At 65.2% G+C, this 16,322-nt stretch carries 18 protein-coding genes and 1 pseudogene; 16 read left to right on the top strand and 3 right to left on the bottom strand.

Annotated elements, in window-relative coordinates; translation table 11 throughout:
• Nucleotides 1-9 precede the first annotated feature (9 nt).
• Both glmS and glmU read right to left on the bottom strand, forming a co-directional pair.
• Complete coding sequence (glmS, locus tag GU920_RS15775; RefSeq protein ID WP_161768018.1) at nt 10-1,833, bottom strand: glutamine--fructose-6-phosphate transaminase (isomerizing); 1,824 nt, start codon at nt 1,831-1,833, stop codon at nt 10-12.
• Nucleotides 1,833-3,188: a bifunctional UDP-N-acetylglucosamine diphosphorylase/glucosamine-1-phosphate N-acetyltransferase GlmU gene (gene glmU / locus GU920_RS15770; RefSeq protein ID WP_161768017.1), complete on the bottom strand. Its 1,356-nt coding sequence runs from the start codon at nt 3,186-3,188 to the stop codon at nt 1,833-1,835. Before glmU ends, glmS begins: the two co-directional genes overlap by 1 nt.
• A 96-nt stretch (nt 3,189-3,284) precedes the next feature.
• Between glmU and GU920_RS15765 the strand changes: the two genes are divergently transcribed.
• On the top strand, nt 3,285-3,944 hold the full coding sequence (locus GU920_RS15765) for an HAD hydrolase-like protein (RefSeq protein ID WP_161768016.1): 660 nt from the start codon (nt 3,285-3,287) through the stop codon (nt 3,942-3,944).
• A complete protein-coding gene (locus tag GU920_RS15760; RefSeq protein WP_161768128.1) occupies nt 3,941-5,173 on the top strand; it encodes a DegT/DnrJ/EryC1/StrS family aminotransferase in 1,233 nt (410 codons plus the stop codon). The genes GU920_RS15765 and GU920_RS15760 overlap by 4 nt, the downstream gene beginning before the upstream one ends.
• Before the next feature lie 110 nt (nt 5,174-5,283).
• On the opposite strand, the gene GU920_RS15755 is transcribed toward GU920_RS15760, so the two are convergent.
• Nucleotides 5,284-5,772, bottom strand: coding sequence for a CreA family protein (locus GU920_RS15755; protein ID WP_161768127.1), 489 nt, complete (start codon nt 5,770-5,772; stop codon nt 5,284-5,286).
• Between the two features lie 334 nt (nt 5,773-6,106).
• On the opposite strand from GU920_RS15755, the gene GU920_RS15750 reads away from it, so the two are divergent.
• From GU920_RS15750 to nuoG, 14 genes and pseudogenes are all read left to right on the top strand, one after another.
• Nucleotides 6,107-6,472 carry an NADH-quinone oxidoreductase subunit A gene (locus GU920_RS15750; protein WP_161768015.1) on the top strand — a complete coding sequence of 122 codons (366 nt, stop codon included), beginning with the start codon at nt 6,107-6,109 and terminating at the stop codon, nt 6,470-6,472.
• Complete coding sequence (locus GU920_RS15745; RefSeq protein WP_161768014.1) at nt 6,463-6,996, top strand: NuoB/complex I 20 kDa subunit family protein; 534 nt, start codon at nt 6,463-6,465, stop codon at nt 6,994-6,996. Before GU920_RS15750 ends, GU920_RS15745 begins: the two co-directional genes overlap by 10 nt.
• A gap of 11 nt (nt 6,997-7,007) precedes the next feature.
• Nucleotides 7,008-7,607, top strand: coding sequence for an NADH-quinone oxidoreductase subunit C (locus GU920_RS15740; protein ID WP_161768013.1), 600 nt, complete (start codon nt 7,008-7,010; stop codon nt 7,605-7,607).
• 54 nt (nt 7,608-7,661) lie between these two features.
• Nucleotides 7,662-8,870, top strand: a complete 1,209-nt coding sequence (locus GU920_RS15735) for an NADH-quinone oxidoreductase subunit D (protein WP_201744193.1) — start codon at nt 7,662-7,664, stop codon at nt 8,868-8,870.
• Nucleotides 8,870-9,736 (top strand): annotated as a pseudogene (gene nuoE / locus GU920_RS15730) (NADH-quinone oxidoreductase subunit NuoE); the annotation flags it as partial. The gene GU920_RS15735 and the pseudogene nuoE, both read left to right, overlap by 1 nt.
• Before the next feature lie 68 nt (nt 9,737-9,804).
• Nucleotides 9,805-10,563, top strand: a complete 759-nt coding sequence (locus tag GU920_RS15725; protein ID WP_161768011.1) for a hypothetical protein — start codon at nt 9,805-9,807, stop codon at nt 10,561-10,563.
• 8 nt (nt 10,564-10,571) lie between these two features.
• A complete protein-coding gene (locus tag GU920_RS15720; RefSeq protein WP_201744158.1) occupies nt 10,572-10,796 on the top strand; it encodes a DUF5337 domain-containing protein in 225 nt (74 codons plus the stop codon).
• 10 nt (nt 10,797-10,806) lie between these two features.
• Nucleotides 10,807-12,102 (top strand): NADH-quinone oxidoreductase subunit NuoF, encoded by a 1,296-nt coding sequence (gene nuoF, locus GU920_RS15715; RefSeq protein WP_161768010.1) that lies wholly within the window; start codon nt 10,807-10,809, stop codon nt 12,100-12,102.
• Nucleotides 12,103-12,130: 28 nt separating this feature from the next.
• Entirely contained in the window at nt 12,131-12,853 is a 723-nt protein-coding gene (locus GU920_RS15710; protein ID WP_161768009.1) for a class I SAM-dependent methyltransferase, read from the top strand.
• Nucleotides 12,850-13,116 carry a hypothetical protein gene (locus GU920_RS15705; protein ID WP_161768008.1) on the top strand — a complete coding sequence of 89 codons (267 nt, stop codon included), beginning with the start codon at nt 12,850-12,852 and terminating at the stop codon, nt 13,114-13,116. The genes GU920_RS15710 and GU920_RS15705 overlap by 4 nt, the downstream gene beginning before the upstream one ends.
• 98 nt (nt 13,117-13,214) lie before the next feature.
• Entirely contained in the window at nt 13,215-13,628 is a 414-nt protein-coding gene (locus GU920_RS15700) for a DUF5333 domain-containing protein (protein ID WP_161768007.1), read from the top strand.
• Nucleotides 13,625-14,122, top strand: a complete 498-nt coding sequence (locus tag GU920_RS15695) for a DUF3291 domain-containing protein (RefSeq protein WP_161768006.1) — start codon at nt 13,625-13,627, stop codon at nt 14,120-14,122. The genes GU920_RS15700 and GU920_RS15695 overlap by 4 nt, the downstream gene beginning before the upstream one ends.
• Nucleotides 14,123-14,127: 5 nt before the next feature.
• Nucleotides 14,128-14,310 carry a hypothetical protein gene (locus GU920_RS15690; protein ID WP_161768005.1) on the top strand — a complete coding sequence of 61 codons (183 nt, stop codon included), beginning with the start codon at nt 14,128-14,130 and terminating at the stop codon, nt 14,308-14,310.
• Entirely contained in the window at nt 14,303-16,315 is a 2,013-nt protein-coding gene (gene nuoG / locus GU920_RS15685) for an NADH-quinone oxidoreductase subunit NuoG (RefSeq protein WP_161768004.1), read from the top strand. The genes GU920_RS15690 and nuoG overlap by 8 nt, the downstream gene beginning before the upstream one ends.
• The last annotated feature ends 7 nt before the right edge of the window (nt 16,316-16,322 follow it).

The following is a 16,322-nucleotide window of genomic DNA, read 5'->3' as shown; positions in this document are numbered from 1 at the left end:
CCGCCTTTTTCATTCGACGGTCACCGATTTCGCCAGATTGCGCGGCTGGTCCACATCCGTGCCCTTCGCGATCGCCGTGTGATAGGCCAGAAGCTGCGCCGGAACGGCATAAAGGATCGGGGCAAAGGCCGCCGGCACCTCGGGCAGGGTCAACGTCCGCCAGGTCCCCGCACCCGCCTCGGCCACCCCCGCCGCGTCCGAGATCAGCAGCACCTTGCCATGCCGCGCCATCACCTCCTGCATGTTCGACACGGTCTTGTCGAACAGCCCGTCGCGCGGGGCCAGCACGATCACCGGCACGCGCGCGTCAATCAGCGCGATGGGGCCATGCTTCAACTCGCCCGACGCATAGCCTTCGGCATGTATGTAACTGATTTCCTTCAGTTTCAGTGCCCCTTCCAGCGCCAGCGGATACATCGCCCCACGCCCGAGGAACAGCACATCCTGCGCCTCGGCCAGTTCCTCGGCAATCGCCGCGATGGGGGCCGACAGCGCCAGCGCGTGGTTCATCAGGCCCGGCAGATTGCGCAAGGCGCCCAGCAGTTCCCGCGCCGCCTCCGCATCCAGCCGCCCCCGGTCGAGCCCTGCCTTGATCGCCAGCAGCGCCAGCACCGTCAGCTGGCAGGTGAAGGCCTTGGTTGAAGCGACCCCCACCTCCACCCCCGCCAGAATGGGCAGGCTCAGGTCGCTTTCCCGCGCGATCGACGATGTCGGCACATTCACCACCGACACGACCTTCGCCACCCGCTCCTTGGCATAGCGCAGCGCGGCAAGGGTATCCGCCGTCTCCCCCGATTGGCTGACAAAGATCGCCCAGGATTTGTCCGACAGGGGCGGTTCGCGATAGCGGAATTCGGACGCGATGTCGATTTCCGCAGGCAGCCCCGCGATCTGTTCGAACCAGTATTTCGCAACATGGCAGGCGAATGACGCCGTGCCGCAGGCCACCATCGTGATCCGGTCCACGCCGGAAAAGTCAACGCCTTCAGGCAGATGCAGGGCGGGGTTCACGCCGCCGCCGGTATAATGCTTCAGCGCGTCCGCGATCACCACGGGCTGTTCGGCGATCTCCTTCGCCATGAAATGCTTGTAGCCCGCCTTCTCCACCCGGGCCTGATCAATCTGGATGCGCGTCTCGGCACGGTTGGCGCGGCGGTCGGCGGCATCGAAAATCTCGGCCCCTGCGCGGGTGATTACGGCCCAGTCGCCCTCTTCCAGATAGGTGATCCGGTCGGTCATGGGCGCCAGCGCGATGGCATCCGATCCCACGAACATCTCGCCCTTGCCATGGCCTATGGCCAGCGGGCTGCCCTTGCGGGCGGCGATCATCAGGTCATCCTCGCCATCGAACAGGAAGCACAGCGCAAAGGCCCCGTGCAGCCGCTTCAACGTCTCGCGCGCGGCCTCGACCGGGGTCATCCCGCGCGCCATGTGCATCTGCGCCAGCAGGGCGATAGTTTCGGTGTCCGTCTGGCTTTCCTGCACATAGCCCGCCGCCGCCAGTTCCTCGCGCAGCTCGCGGAAGTTCTCGATGATCCCGTTATGGACCACTGCCACCGGCCCCGCACGGTGGGGATGGGCATTGGTAACCGTTGCCGCCCCATGTGTGGCCCAGCGGGTATGTCCGATGCCCGCCTTCCCGGCGAGCGGCTCATGCACCAGAAGATCCGACAGGTTCACCAGCTTTCCGACCGCGCGGCGGCGGTCCAGCCGTCCGCCATTCACCGTGGCGATCCCGGCGCTGTCATAGCCGCGATACTCCAGCCGTTTCAGCGCCTCCACCAGCAAGGGCGCCGCTTCGTGATTTCCCAAGACCCCTACAATTCCGCACATTATTCCTGCCCCTTGGCCTTGTTTGCCTTGATGGATTTTAACTTTTCGAACAATTTGGTCGCCAGCCCCGGTTTGTTCACCTGTTTGGCCCGGCCGATGGCCACAGCCTCCGGCGGCACATCCTCGGTGATCACCGACCCCGATCCCGTCAGCGCGCCATCGCCCACCGTGACGGGCGCCACCAGCATCGTGTCCGACCCGATGAAGGCGCGTTTGCCGATCACGGTGCGGTGCTTCATCACGCCGTCATAGTTGCAGGTAACGGTGCCTGCGCCGATATTTGTATGCTCGCCCACATGGGCATCGCCGAGATAGGTCAGGTGGCCCACCTTCACGCCTTCATCGAGGATGGCGTTCTTGATTTCCACGAAATTGCCGACATGCACATCTTCGGCCAGTTCGGCGCCCGGGCGCAGGCGGGCGAAGGGGCCCACCTGCGCGCCCCGGCTGATATGGCAGCCTTCCAGATGGCAGAACCCCTTCACCTCGGCCCCGCTTTCCATCGTGACACCGGGGCCGAAGATGACGTTCGGCCCGATGATCGCATCCCGCCCCACGACCGTATCCAGCGCGAAGAACACCGTCTCGGGTGCGGTCAGGGTGATGCCATTTGCCAAGGCCTCGGCCCGCGCGCGCGCCTGAAAGGCCGCCTCGGCCCCGGCGAGTTCCGCCCGCGTGTTCACGCCCAGTGTTTCGGCCTCGTCGCACAGGATCACACCGGCCGACAGCCCCTCGGCCCGCGCCAGCGCCACCACGTCGGGCAGGTAATACTCCCCCGCCGCATTGGCATTGCCCACTGCCGCGCACAGCCGCATCAGTGTGGCCGCATCGGCGCAAAGAACCCCCGAATTGCAGAGGGTTACCGCCCGTTCCTCGGGCGAGGCGTCCTTCCATTCGACGATGCGTTCCAGATCCTCGCCCGTGGCGATCAGGCGGCCGTAGCGGCCCGGATCGGCGGCATGGAAGCCCAGCACCACCACCGCATGGCGCTTGCGCGCCGCCAGCATCGCGGCCAGCGTCTCGGCGCGGATGAAGGGCGTGTCGCCATAAAGGACAAGCGCATCCCCCGCCACGCCCTGCAACAGCGGTGCGGCCTGCAGCACCGCATGGGCGGTGCCTTTCTGTTCTTTCTGCAGGACGGTCTGCGCGTCTTCGTCAAAGGCGCGGGCGGCCTTGGCCACGGCCTCGGCCCCGTGGCCGGTGACGACGATCGTCACCTCCGGCTCCAGCGCGCGGCCCGCCTGCATGGCATGATGCAGAAGCGGCGCGGCCCCCACCTTGTGCAGCACCTTGGGCAGGTCGGAATTCATCCGCGTGCCTTGGCCCGCGGCCAGAATGATGAGCGAGACCGGCATACTGCCCCTTTCCTTTGTGTTGCGCCCGTTTTACCCCCATTAAGGCGGGCCGCAAGCCTTGCCCGCTTCACATGAGATTTCGGGGTATTGCAGGCGATGCGCACGGTGGTTTTCGATCTGGATGGCACGCTGGCCGATACCTCGGCCGATCTTCTGGCCGCCGCCAATGCCTGCTTCCGCGATCTGGGCCATGGCGACCTGCTGACCCCCGCCGATGCGCTGACAGCTTTTCACGGCGGCCGGGCCATGCTGCGGCTGGGCTTTTCGCGGCTGGGCGCATTGTCCGAGGCCGATGTGGATGCCCAATATCCCCGCCTGCTGGCGGCCTATGCCGACGGCATCGACACCCATACCCGTCTCTATCCCGGCGCGGTGCAGGCGGTGGAGGCCCTGCGGGCAGCGGGCTTTGCCACCGCGATCTGCACCAACAAGCCGGAAGGTCTGGCGCAGACGCTGGTCACCCGCCTTGGGGTGCGGGGCCTGTTCGATGCGCTGATCGGGGCGGATACGCTGCCCACGCGCAAGCCGGACGTGGCACCCTATGCGGCCTCGGTCGAACGGGCCGGGGGCCGGGTGCCGCGGTCCATGCTGGTGGGCGATACCGACACCGACCGCAAGACCGCCCGCGCGGCGGGCGTTCCGGTTGCGCTTGTCACCTTCGGGCCCGAGGGGCGCGACATCGCGCGCCTTGAACCCGACGCCCTGCTGGATCATTTCGACCATCTGCCGGAACTTGCGGAAAGGCTGGTGCGCTGATGGAACGGTTCGAGGGAAGTTTCACCCAGCAGGAACCGATCCCCGAAGACGGGATCGAGGCCGCGCTCGCCGTTCTGCGCCACGGGCGGCTGCACCGTTACAACACCGCACCGGGCGAGGTGGCAGAGACGGCCCTTTTGGAAGAGGAATTCGCCGCCCTGACCGGGGCGCGCTATTGCCTTGCCGTGGCCTCGGGCGGCTATGCCATGGCCTGCGCGCTGCGCGCTGTGGGGGTGGGGCCGGGTGATCCTGTTCTGTCCAACGCCTTTACCCTTGCGCCGGTCCCGGGCGCCATCGCCTCGGTCGGGGCGCGGCCAGTATTTGTGGAGGTGACGGAAGATCTGACCATCGACCTTGCGCATCTGGAGGTGCAGGCGCAGGCCAGCGGCGCGCGGGTGCTGCTCCTGTCGCACATGCGCGGGCATGTGTGCGACATGGAGGCGCTGATGGCGCTGTGCGACCGGCTGGATGTCGCGGTGATCGAGGATTGCGCCCATACGATGGGCGCCACCTGGCGCGGTGTGCCCTCGGGGCGGCACGGACGGGTGGGCTGCTATTCGATGCAGACCTACAAACATGTGAATTCCGGCGAGGGCGGCTTCATCATCACCGATGACGCACAGGTTGCCGCAAGGGCGGTGCTGCTGTCGGGGTCCTACATGCTCTATGCCCGCCACCGCGCCGCGCCCCCGCCCGAGGCGTTCGATGGCATCCGGCTGGACACGCCCAACATCTCGGGCCGGATGGACAATCTGCGCGCGGCGATCCTGCGCCCGCAATTGCGGCTGCTGGCCGACCGCGTGGCGCGCTGGGGCGCACTGTACCGTGCGTTGGAGACAGGGCTAGCGGACACGCCCGCGCTGCGCCTGATCCCGCGACCCGCGCATGAGGTTTATGTAGGCTCGTCGTTCCAGTTCCTGCTGCCTGACTGGTCCGCAGGCCGTATCCGCGCGCTGATCGCGCGCTGCGCCGCGCGCGGGGTGGAGTTGAAGTGGTTCGGCGCGCCCGACCCTGTGGCCTTTACCAGCCGCTATGACCATTGGCGTTATGCCAACCCCACGCCCCTGCCGCAGACCGACCGGCTGCTTGCCGGTCTGATCGACATGCGGGTGCCGCTGACATTCACGCCCGAGGATTGCGCGCTGATCGCGCGCATCATCCGGGCCGAGGTGCTGGCCGTGCAGCAGGCGGGCGAAGAGGCCGACGCGGCGGTGCCTCTGGCCGACTGAGGGGCGAAGAATTTCCACGGGAAATTCTTCGCGTCGATCTTTCTGCGAAGGATCGCGATTTTTCGGAGAAAAATCGCCAGGGACAGAATTTTCGTGGAAAATTCTGCGCGCTAGGGGGCCGGGGCGGCCTGCCAGAGCGGCACGGTCGAGATCGACATTTTGGCGGACCCTTCGGTCACCTCGCGGGCATGGGCGAGGTAGATCAGCGTGTTGTTCGCCTCGTCATAGATGCGGGTGATCGACAGGGTCTTGAGCAGCAGCGACTGGCGTTCGGAGAAGATCTCTTCGCCTTCGGATCCGCGCGCGACGTCGCCCAGCGTGATCGGCCCGGTCTGGCGGCAGGCGATGGAGGAATTGGACGGGTCCTCGAACCAGTTGCCTTGCACCAGCCGGTCCAGCGTGGAGCGTTCGAAATAGGCCAGATGGCAGGTGACGCCCGGCACGTCGGGATCGGGCAGCGCTTCGATCAGAATGTCGTTGCCGATCCAGTCCACGCCCACGGTGCCGACTTCTTCGGCCAAGGCCGGCGCTGAGAGAAGGCAGAGCGCAAGCAGCGCCGCTGTCACGGGTCTGGCGTCTGATCGGGGCAGGGCGGTCATGGCGGTCACTCCGGTTGTGGCCAGCGCAGTGAAGCGCAAGCCCGTGGCGGATGCCAGAGCGATGCGCAGATTCGGCACCATGGTGCCGGTTGCACGGGTGGCGGGACAGGCGTCGATCCGAAATCACATGCCGCGATGCGGCGCGAACCGGCGGTGCGGATCGTGTGCCGTTGCATACAAGGCCGGTCAGGGGGGCGCATCCCCTTGTCGCAGGCCCGACTTTAGGCCCTGCCATTGGTTGACCAAGGCCGGGGGGCGGGGTAAACGATCCGCAGAGAACAAGCGGCCCGCCAGTGGCCAGCAGCTCGCATGTCGCCAGCCGAAGGAGCGCCTCGTGGACCCACTTCTCCGAGAGTATCTTCCCATACTCATTCTTCTGGCCGTGGCGGTCGGTCTGGGTCTGGTCCTTTTGTTGGCGGCGGCCGTGCTGGCGGTGCGCAATCCGGATCCGGAAAAAGTGTCGGCTTATGAATGTGGCTTCAACGCCTTTGACGACGCGCGGATGAAGTTCGACGTGCGGTTCTACCTCGTGTCGATCCTGTTCATCATCTTCGATCTCGAGGTGGCCTTCCTGTTCCCCTGGGCCGTGGCCTTTGGCGAGATGAGCATGACGGGCTTCTGGTCGATGATGGTGTTCCTCGCCATCCTCACGGTCGGCTTTGCCTATGAATGGAAGAAAGGGGCACTCGAATGGGAGTGAGCACATCCTTGAACCAGGCCGGGGGCGACCACGAGGTGGCCGTGCAGGCGCTGAACCGCGAGTTGCAGGACAAGGGCTTTTTGCTCACCTCGACCGAGGACATCATCAACTGGGCGCGGATCGGGTCCTTGCACTGGATGACGTTCGGTCTGGCCTGCTGCGCGGTGGAGATGATGCACACTTCCATGCCGCGTTATGATCTGGAGCGGTTCGGGACGGCGCCGCGCGCCTCGCCCCGGCAATCGGATCTGATGATCGTGGCGGGCACCCTGACCAACAAGATGGCGCCTGCGTTGCGCAAGGTCTATGACCAGATGCCCGAGCCGCGCTATGTGATTTCGATGGGCTCCTGCGCTAATGGCGGGGGGTATTACCATTATTCCTATTCCGTCGTCCGTGGCTGCGACCGGGTGGTTCCGGTTGATGTCTATGTGCCCGGCTGTCCGCCGACGGCCGAGGCGCTGCTTTACGGCATCCTGCAGTTGCAGCGGAAAATCCGCCGCACCGGCACGATCACGCGCTGAGGGAGGGGGCCATGTCGGAAGCCTTGCAGGAACTTGGCGCCCATATCGCGCTGAAACAGGCCGATGCGGTGCAATCCGCCACCGTCGCCTTCGGTGAGTTGACGCTGGTCGCGGTGCCGGAACGTCTGGAGGCGCTGGTGGAATTCCTGCGCGCCGACAGCGCCTGCCGCTTCAGCAGCCTGGTGGACATCACGGCGGTGGATCACCCGGACCGGGCAGAGCGTTTCGACGTGGTCTATCACTTCCTGTCGATGTACCAGAACCACCGCATCCGCGTGAAGATCGCCATCGGGGAAGAGGAAATGGTGCCGTCGCTGACGGCGATCCACCCCTCCGCCAACTGGTTCGAACGCGAGGTGTTCGACATGTTCGGCATCCTCTTCTCGGGCCACCCCGACCTGCGGCGCATCCTGACGGATTACGGCTTCCGGGGCTTTCCGCTGCGCAAGGATTTCCCCACCACGGGCTATACCGAGGTCCGCTATGACGAGGCGCAGAAGCGCGTGGTCTATGAGCCGGTCAAGCTGGTGCAGGAATACCGCCAGTTCGATTTCATGAGCCCGTGGGAAGGGGCTGAATACATCCTTCCCGGCGACGAGAAGAAGGCCTGAGGGCACATCCCCATCCGGTGACGGGCGGGGCTGCACGCGATGCGAGGTGAGATGATGGACGGCAGCTTTGACGACGCGCTGACGGGCGAACAGAAGATCCGCAATTTCAACATCAACTTCGGGCCGCAGCACCCGGCGGCGCATGGTGTGCTGCGTCTCGTGCTGGAACTGGATGGCGAGATCGTGGAGCGCTGCGATCCCCATATCGGGCTTTTGCATCGCGGCACCGAAAAGCTGATGGAAAGCCGGACCTACCTGCAGAACCTGCCCTATTTCGACCGGCTGGATTACGTGGCCCCGATGAACCAGGAACATGCCTGGTGCTTGGCGATCGAGCGGCTGACCGGCACGGTCGTGCCGCGTCGCGCCAGCCTGATCCGGGTGCTGTTTTCCGAGATTGGCCGTGTGCTGAACCACCTTCTGAACGTGACCACGCAGGCGATGGACGTAGGCGCGCTGACGCCCCCGCTCTGGGGGTTCGAAGAACGCGAACAGCTGATGATCTTTTACGAGCGTGCCTGCGGCGCGCGCCTGCACGCGGCCTATTTCCGGCCCGGCGGCGTGCATCAGGACCTGCCGCCCGCGCTCTTGGATGACATCGACGCCTGGGCCGAGCGGTTCCCCAAGGTGCTGGACGACATCGACACACTGCTCACGGAAAACCGCATCTTCAAGCAGCGCAACGCCGATATCGGGATCGTCACGGAAGAGGATATCCAGAACTGGGGCTATTCTGGCGTGATGGTGCGCGGATCTGGTCTGGCGTGGGATTTGCGCCGCGCGCAGCCCTACGAATGCTATGACGAGTTCGACTTCAAGATCCCCGTCGGCAAGAACGGCGATTGCTATGATCGCTATCTCTGCCGGATGGCCGAAATGCGCGAGTCGACCAGCATCATCCGGCAGGCGATCGCCAAGCTGCGGGTGGAAAAAGGCGATGTGCTGGCGCGGGGCAAGATCACGCCGCCCAAGCGGGGCGAGATGAAGACCTCGATGGAGGCGCTGATCCATCACTTCAAGCTCTATACCGAAGGCTTCCACGTCCCCGCGGGCGAGGTTTATGCCGCGGTCGAGGCGCCGAAGGGCGAATTCGGCGTCTACCTTGTCGCCGATGGCACCAACAAACCCTATCGCGCCAAGATCCGCGCGCCGGGATATCTGCACCTTCAATCCATGGATTACATCTGCAAGGGCCACCAGCTTGCCGACGTGTCCGCCATCATCGGCACGATGGATGTCGTGTTCGGGGAGATCGACCGCTAATGCTGCGCCGCCTGCATCCTGTCCAGCCTGACAGCTTCGCCTTCACGCCCGCCAATCTGGAATGGGCGAAGGGGCAGATTTCGAAATACCCCGAAGGCCGCCAAGCCTCGGCCATCATCCCGCTTCTGTGGCGCGCGCAGGAACAGGAAGGCTGGCTCACCCGCAAAGCGATCGAGACCGTGGCCGACATGCTGGGCATGGCCTATATCCGTGCGCTGGAAGTGGCGACCTTCTACTTCATGTTCCAGCTGCAACCCGTGGGCTCTGTCGCCCATGTGCAGATCTGCGGCACGACATCCTGCATGATCTGCGGGGCGGAAGACCTGATCAAGGTCTGCAAGGAACTGATCGCGCCCGCGCCCCATACCCTGTCGAAGGACGGCCAGTTCTCGTGGGAAGAGGTGGAGTGCATGGGCGCCTGCGCCAATGCGCCCATGGCCCAGATCGGCAAGGATTATTACGAAGACCTGACCGCCGACAAGCTGCGCGATCTGATCGCGCGCTTCTCCAAGGGCGAGGTGCCGGTGCCGGGGCCGCAGAATGGCCGTTACGCGGCAGAGCCGCTGTCGGGCCTGACCACGCTGAAAGAGTTCGAAAGCGGGCGCAAGCAGTTCAATGCCTCGGCACAGCTTGCGGTGGATATCGGCGATACGGTGAAGCGGATCGACGGCACCGAGGTGCCGATCCTGACGCCGTGGCTGGGCAAGCCCGCCAAGGCCGCCCCGGCGAAGAAGGCGGCAGCGACGGCTGTCGCTGCTGACGCGCCGGCCAAACCCGCGCCCGCGCGGAAAACCACGACCAAGGCCAAGGCAGAGGCAGCCGCCGACGCCCCGGCCAAGCCTGCCCGCGCCCCGCGCGCCAAAAAGACCGACAAGGAATGACGGAACACTGAAGGGAGGGGCGGACCTGACGCCCCGCAAACAGGGATACGCGCATGAAACGAGTCGACAATCTGAATGCCCCTTCTCTCAACGGCTGGATCATCGCCGCTGCGGGAGGGGTGCTGGCCTTTGTGGTGGCCAAGGTCGTGGGTGGCTTTGACTACACGACCTCGGGGTTCTTTGCGGCCGTCATCACCGGGGTGGCCGGTCTTGTGATGGGCATGCCCTGGGGCGCGGCGGACCGTATCCCAAAGCCCGAAGTGGCGGCAGACCATGGCCATGACGCGCCAGTGGCCGCATCTGTGGCCGCGCCCGCTGCGGTACCCGCCGCGCCGGTGGCCGAAGCCGCACCGCTGATGGCGGCGGTCGTGACATCCGAACCGGTCGCTGCGGCCCCGGCGCCCGTCGCCCCGGTTGCTGTGGCGGCGTCGGCCCCGCTGGCCGAAGCCCCCGCCGCCCCTGCGCCCGCACCCAAGGCGAAGGCCGCACCCAAGGCGAGGGCCACCTCCGCGCCCGCGCCCGAAGGCGGGGTAAAGCCCAAGGCGCTGAAGGCGGCTCGCAAAGGTGTGGCCGATGACCTGAAGGTGATCGAAGGCGTCGGCCCCGCGCTGGAGCGGTTGCTGAATGAGAACGGCATCTTCCACATCGATCAGATCGCGTCCTGGGGCGCGGCTGAGGTGGCGTGGATGGATGGCAACCTGAAAGGCTTCAAGGGCCGCGTGACCCGTGACAAGTGGGTGGCGCAGGCGAAACTGATCGGCGAGGTGGGGATCGAAGAGTTCCTCCGTCGCGCCAAGACGAACGACTACTGAGGTCAGGGATGACCGCGCCCAGCGAACAGGACAAGGCCCTAGCCCGGCAGGCGCGCACCGTCGCCTTCGTGCTGGCGGGGACCATGATCCTGTGGATGGGCGCAAGCTTCCTCGGGGGAAGGCTGGGCTGGGAAACCCGCTTTGCCTTTCTCTTCGACCTCGCCGCCATCGCCGCGTTCATCTGGGCGCTGGTCGTGACTTTCGGAATCTGGCGCAAGCGCCGGGGCAATTGAGGGGCAAGACATGCTCAAGGATCAGGACCGCATCTTCACCAACCTCTACGGGATGCATGACCGCACCCTTGCCGGGGCGAAGAAGCGCGGCCATTGGGACGGCACGGCCGAGATCATCTCGCGCGGGCGGGACAAGATCATCGAACAGGTCAAGGCATCGGGTCTGCGCGGCCGGGGCGGCGCGGGCTTTCCCACGGGCCTGAAATGGTCCTTCATGCCCAAGCAGAGCGATGGGCGCCCGTCCTATCTGGTGATCAATGCCGATGAATCCGAACCCGGCACCTGCAAGGACCGCGAGATCATGCGCCATGATCCGCACACCCTGATCGAAGGCGCGCTGATTGCGTCCTTCGCGATGGGGGCGAATGCCTGCTACATCTACATCCGCGGCGAATACATCCGCGAGCGCGAGGCGCTGCAGGCGGCGATCGACGAATGTTACGACGCGGGCCTTCTGGGGAAGAACGCGGCCAAGTCTGGCTGGGATTTCGACCTCTATCTGCATCACGGGGCCGGGGCCTATATCTGCGGCGAGGAAACCGCGCTGCTGGAAAGCCTTGAAGGCAAGAAGGGCATGCCCCGGATGAAGCCGCCGTTCCCGGCGGGGTCGGGCCTCTACGGCTGCCCGACCACGGTGAACAACGTGGAATCCATCGCGGTGGTCCCCACGATCCTGCGCCGTGGCCCCGAATGGTTCGCAGGCTTTGGCCGCCCGAACAATGCGGGGACCAAACTGTTCGGCATCTCTGGCCACGTCAACAACCCCTGCGTGGTGGAAGAGGCGATGTCGATCCCGCTGAAGGAATTGCTGGATCGCCACTGTGGCGGCGTGCGCGGCGGGTGGAAGAACCTCAAGGCCGTGATCCCGGGCGGGTCATCAGTGCCGCTTCTGACGCAGGCGCAGTGCGATGACGCGATCATGGATTTCGACTGGCTGCGTGAACAGCGCTCGGGCCTCGGCACGGCGGCGGTGATCGTGATGGATCAGTCCACCGACGTGATCAAGGCGATCTGGCGGCTGTCCAAGTTCTACAAGCACGAAAGCTGTGGCCAGTGCACGCCCTGCCGCGAAGGCACGGGCTGGATGATGCGCGTGATGGATCGCCTCGTGCGCGGCGACGCCGAAGTGGAAGAGATCGACATGCTGCTGTCGGTGACGAAGCAGGTGGAAGGCCACACGATCTGCGCCCTCGGCGACGCGGCGGCATGGCCGATCCAGGGCCTCGTCCGGGCTTTCCGGGATGAGATCGAGGACCGCATCAAGGCCAAGAAGACGGGCCGCCTGTCGGCGGTCGCTGCGGAATAAGTGCCAGTGACAAGTCAGGTATAAGCAGATGGCCATCAAACCCTTCAAATTCGAACAAGATAAGGATGTCGCCGCCGACATCCGTTCGAAATATGGGTTCGATGGCGATCTGCTGACGATCTATGCGCAGAACGAGGGTGCCGTTGTCCACAAATGGCATCACTACATCCCGCTTTACGATCGTTACTTTGGCCGTTATCGCGGCCAGCCCGTACGTTTCCTTGAACTTGGGGTTTCCCGGGGTGGGTCGCTGCAAATCTGGCGAAACTACCTTGGCCCGGAGGCGATCCTGTTCGGTATCGACATTGAACCGAACTGCGCCGAGTTCGACGGTCTGGCTGGGCGGGTAAGGATCGGTTCGCAGGATGACCCGGACTTCCTTCGTCAAGTGGTGGAAGAAATGGGGGGCGTCGATGTGGTGCTGGATGATGGCAGCCACGTCATGGACCACATCCGCAGCAGCCTGATGACCCTGTTTCCGCATCTGTCGGATGGCGGGCTCTATGTGATCGAGGATCTGCACACCGCCTATTGGCCCGGTTATGGGGGCGGTCGCGACGTGGCCGGCAATTTCTTCAACGATATCCGCCGCATGGTCGATGATATGCATCACTGGTATCATGACGGTGCGGCGCATTATCCGGCGCTTGCAGGCCGGGTGACGGGCCTGCATCTGCATGACTCCTTTGTCGTGCTGGAAAAGGGGCCGGCGCATCGCCCGGTTCATTCCCGGGTGGGGAGGCTTTCGTGATCGCCGCCCGTCCCCATGCCCTCGCGCCCTGCCTTGTGGCGCTTGCACTGACGGGGTGCGTGGCCGCCCCTGCGGCCGTGGCGCCTGCATCGTCAGGCCCCTTGCGCGTGACCAACAACGGCACACCCTTCGCCAATCACGAAGGCGCCGCTGCGCGCCAGATGGCCGAGGCGGAATGTGCGGCCCGTGGCACAACCCTGCGCACCGGCATCTACGACCGGTTCGAGGCGGGCGTCTGGGTCTATCCGGGGGGTTGCGCATGATTGGCACACCGCTTGCCTTCCGCCGCACCCGGCCTTGTGATGGCATATCATCGCCCAAAGCCCCCATCTTCATGGCACGGATAGCCAAGGAGATACCGATGAAACTTGCCCCCCTTTCCGCCCCCCTTTCCCTCGTTGCGCTGCTGGCCGCGCTTCCCGCCCACGCGTTGGAGCCGATCAACACCGAACCGCATATCAACAACGTCCTGCTCCAGGGCTTCATCGGGGATGCCATCGCCGACAATTGCCCCGCCTTGGAGCCACGCCGGATGCGTGCGCTGGGCGAGTTGAACAAGCTGCGCGCCTATGCGCAGGAAAAGGGTTACAGCGTGTCCGAGATCCGCGCCTTCGTAACCAGCGATACCGAGAAGGCGCGCGGCAAGGCGCAGGCCGCCGATTGGCTGCGCGCCAAGGGGGCCGAACCCGGCAAGACCGAGGAATACTGCCGCATCGGGCGGGAAGAGATCGCGAAGAACTCGCTGATCGGATATCTGCTGAGGGATACCGAATGACCCAAGCGATGCACCTTGCCGAATTGAACGTGGGGCGCCTGCTGGCCCCCACCGACGACCCGCGCGTGGCCGAGTTCATGGCGGCGCTGGACCGTGTCAACGGTCTGGGCAAGCGGATGCCGGGCTTTGTCTGGATGATGGAAGGCTCGGGCGAACCCGGGACCGGCAATACCGAGGCCAAGATCGGCGGCGATCCGCAATTCGTGTCGAACCTGACCGTCTGGGAAAGTGTCGAGACGCTGGAGGCTTTTGTCTGGAACACCGTCCACCGCCAGTTCTATGAACGCCGCGCGGAATGGTTCGAGGTTCTGGGAAAGATGCATTTCGTGATGTGGTGGGTGCCCGCCGGGCATCGCCCTTCTCTGGACGAGGCGCTGGCGCGGCTGGCGCACCTTCAGGCGCATGGCGACAGCGACCACGCCTTCGGCTGGACATATCTGGAACAGGCGCAGCTGTGGAAATCCCACCGTTGCACTCAAGTGGCGGCGGAGTGACGGGCATGTGCTACGGAAACCTCGATCCGAAACTTGCGATGCGCGATATCGAGGCGCGTGTGAAACACCTGTCATCTGAACAGGATAGGACGAAACAGGCAGCCCCCGGCGCGCGCCAGACGGGGCTGCTGGCCCGGCTGCGCGACGCGGCGTTCGGGCTGCTGCGGAAGGACCGGGTTCATGTCTAACCTCAAGAAGATCAACATCGACGGCATCGAGGTCGAGGTGGATGGCGCCATGACCATCATTCAGGCCGCCGAGGTGGCGGGCGTGGAAATCCCGCGCTTTTGCTATCACGAACGCCTGACGATCGCGGGCAACTGCCGGATGTGTCTGGTCGAGGTGGTGGGCGGCCCGCCAAAGCCTGCGGCCAGCTGCGCCATGCAGGTGCGCGACCTGCGCCCCGGCCCGAATGGCGAAGCTCCGGTCGTCAAGACCAAGTCGCCAATGGTCAAGAAGGCCCGCGAGGGCGTGATGGAATTCCTGCTGATCAACCACCCGCTCGATTGCCCGATCTGCGATCAGGGCGGCGAGTGTGACTTGCAGGATCAGGCCATGGCCTATGGCGTGGACTTTTCGCGCTACCGCGAACCCAAGCGTGCGTCCGATGACCTGAACCTCGGCCCGCTGGTCGCCACGAAGATGACGCGCTGCATTTCCTGCACGCGCTGCGTGCGCTTCACGACGGAAGTGGCGGGCATCACCCAGATGGGCCAGACCGGGCGGGGCGAGGATAGCGAGATCACCAGCTATCTGAACGAAACGCTCTCCAGCAACCTGCAGGGCAACATCATCGACCTCTGCCCGGTCGGCGCGCTGACCAGCAAGCCCTATGCCTTTACCGCGCGGCCTTGGGAGTTGACCAAGACCGAAACCATCGACGTGATGGATGCGCTGGGATCGAACATCCGGGTCGATACCAAGGGCCGCGAAGTCATGCGCATCCTGCCGCGCAACCATGACGGCGTGAACGAGGAATGGATTTCCGACAAGACGCGCTTTGTCTGGGATGGCCTGCGCCGCCAGCGGCTCGATACGCCCTATATCCGCGAGAATGGCAAGCTGCGCAAAGCAGGCTGGGGTGAGGCGCTGGCAGCGGCGGCCGCCGCCATGAGGGGCAAGAAGGTTGCCGGTCTGGTGGGCGATCTGGCCCCGGTCGAGGCTGTCTTCAGCCTCAAGACTTTGATCGAAGGTCTGGGCGGACATGTGGAATGTCGCACCGATGGCGCGCGCCTGCCTGCGGGCAACCGGTCGGCCTATGTCGGCATTGCGGCGATCGAGGATATCGACAGCGCCAAGTCGATCACCCTGATCGGCACCAACCCGCGTGTAGAGGCGGCGGTGCTGAACGCGCGCATCCGCAAGGCGTGGCTCAACGGCGCGGCGGTCACCGTGATCGGCCCGGCGGACGATCTGACCTATGATTACACCCATGCGGGCACGGATCGCGCCGCGCTGGTGGCAGCGGTGGCAGCGGCCAAGCCGTCTGACAAGCCCGGTGTGGTGATCGTGGGGCAGGGTGCCATCAACGAAGCGGATGGCGAAGCAGTGCTAGCCCAAGCCATGGCGCTTTGTGCAGCGACGGGGGCGCGGCTTCTGGTGCTGCACACGGCGGCGTCGCGCGTGGGCGCGATGGATGTGGGCGCGGTGACCGAGGGCGGTCTGGCTGCGGCGACCGACGGGGCAGAGGTGATCTACAACCTCGGCGCCGATGAGGTGGAGATCGCGCCGGGCCCCTTCGTCATCTATCACGGCAGCCATGGTGACCGGGGCGCGATGCGCGCCGATGTCATCCTGCCGGGTGCCGCCTGGACGGAAGAGAACGGCCTTTTCGTGAACACCGAGGGCCGCCCCCAACTTGCGCTGCGCGCCGGGTTTGCGCCGGGCGAGGCGAAAGAGAACTGGGCCATCCTGCGCGCCCTGTCGGGCGAATTGGGGGCCACCCTGCCTTGGGACAGCCTTGCCGGGCTGCGTGCGGCACTGGTGAAGGCGCATCCGCATCTGGGCCGGATCGACGAGGTGGCCGGCAATGACTGGCAACCGCTGGAGGTGAAGGCCCCGGCCAAGGCCGACTTCCGCCCCGCGATCCGTGATTTCTATCTCACGAACCCGGTTGCGCGGGCATCAGTTCTCATGGCGGAACTGTCGGCCCTTGCGGCCGACCGTGCCCGCGTGGCACTTGCGGCGGAATGAGGCAGGG

This window comes from Paragemmobacter ruber, from assembly GCF_009908315.1.
In the GTDB taxonomy this organism is placed as follows: Bacteria; Pseudomonadota; Alphaproteobacteria; order Rhodobacterales; family Rhodobacteraceae; genus Paragemmobacter; species Paragemmobacter ruber.
The sequence above is the reverse complement of the archived record's forward strand: the minus strand, read 5'-3'. Positions and strand labels throughout refer to the sequence as shown.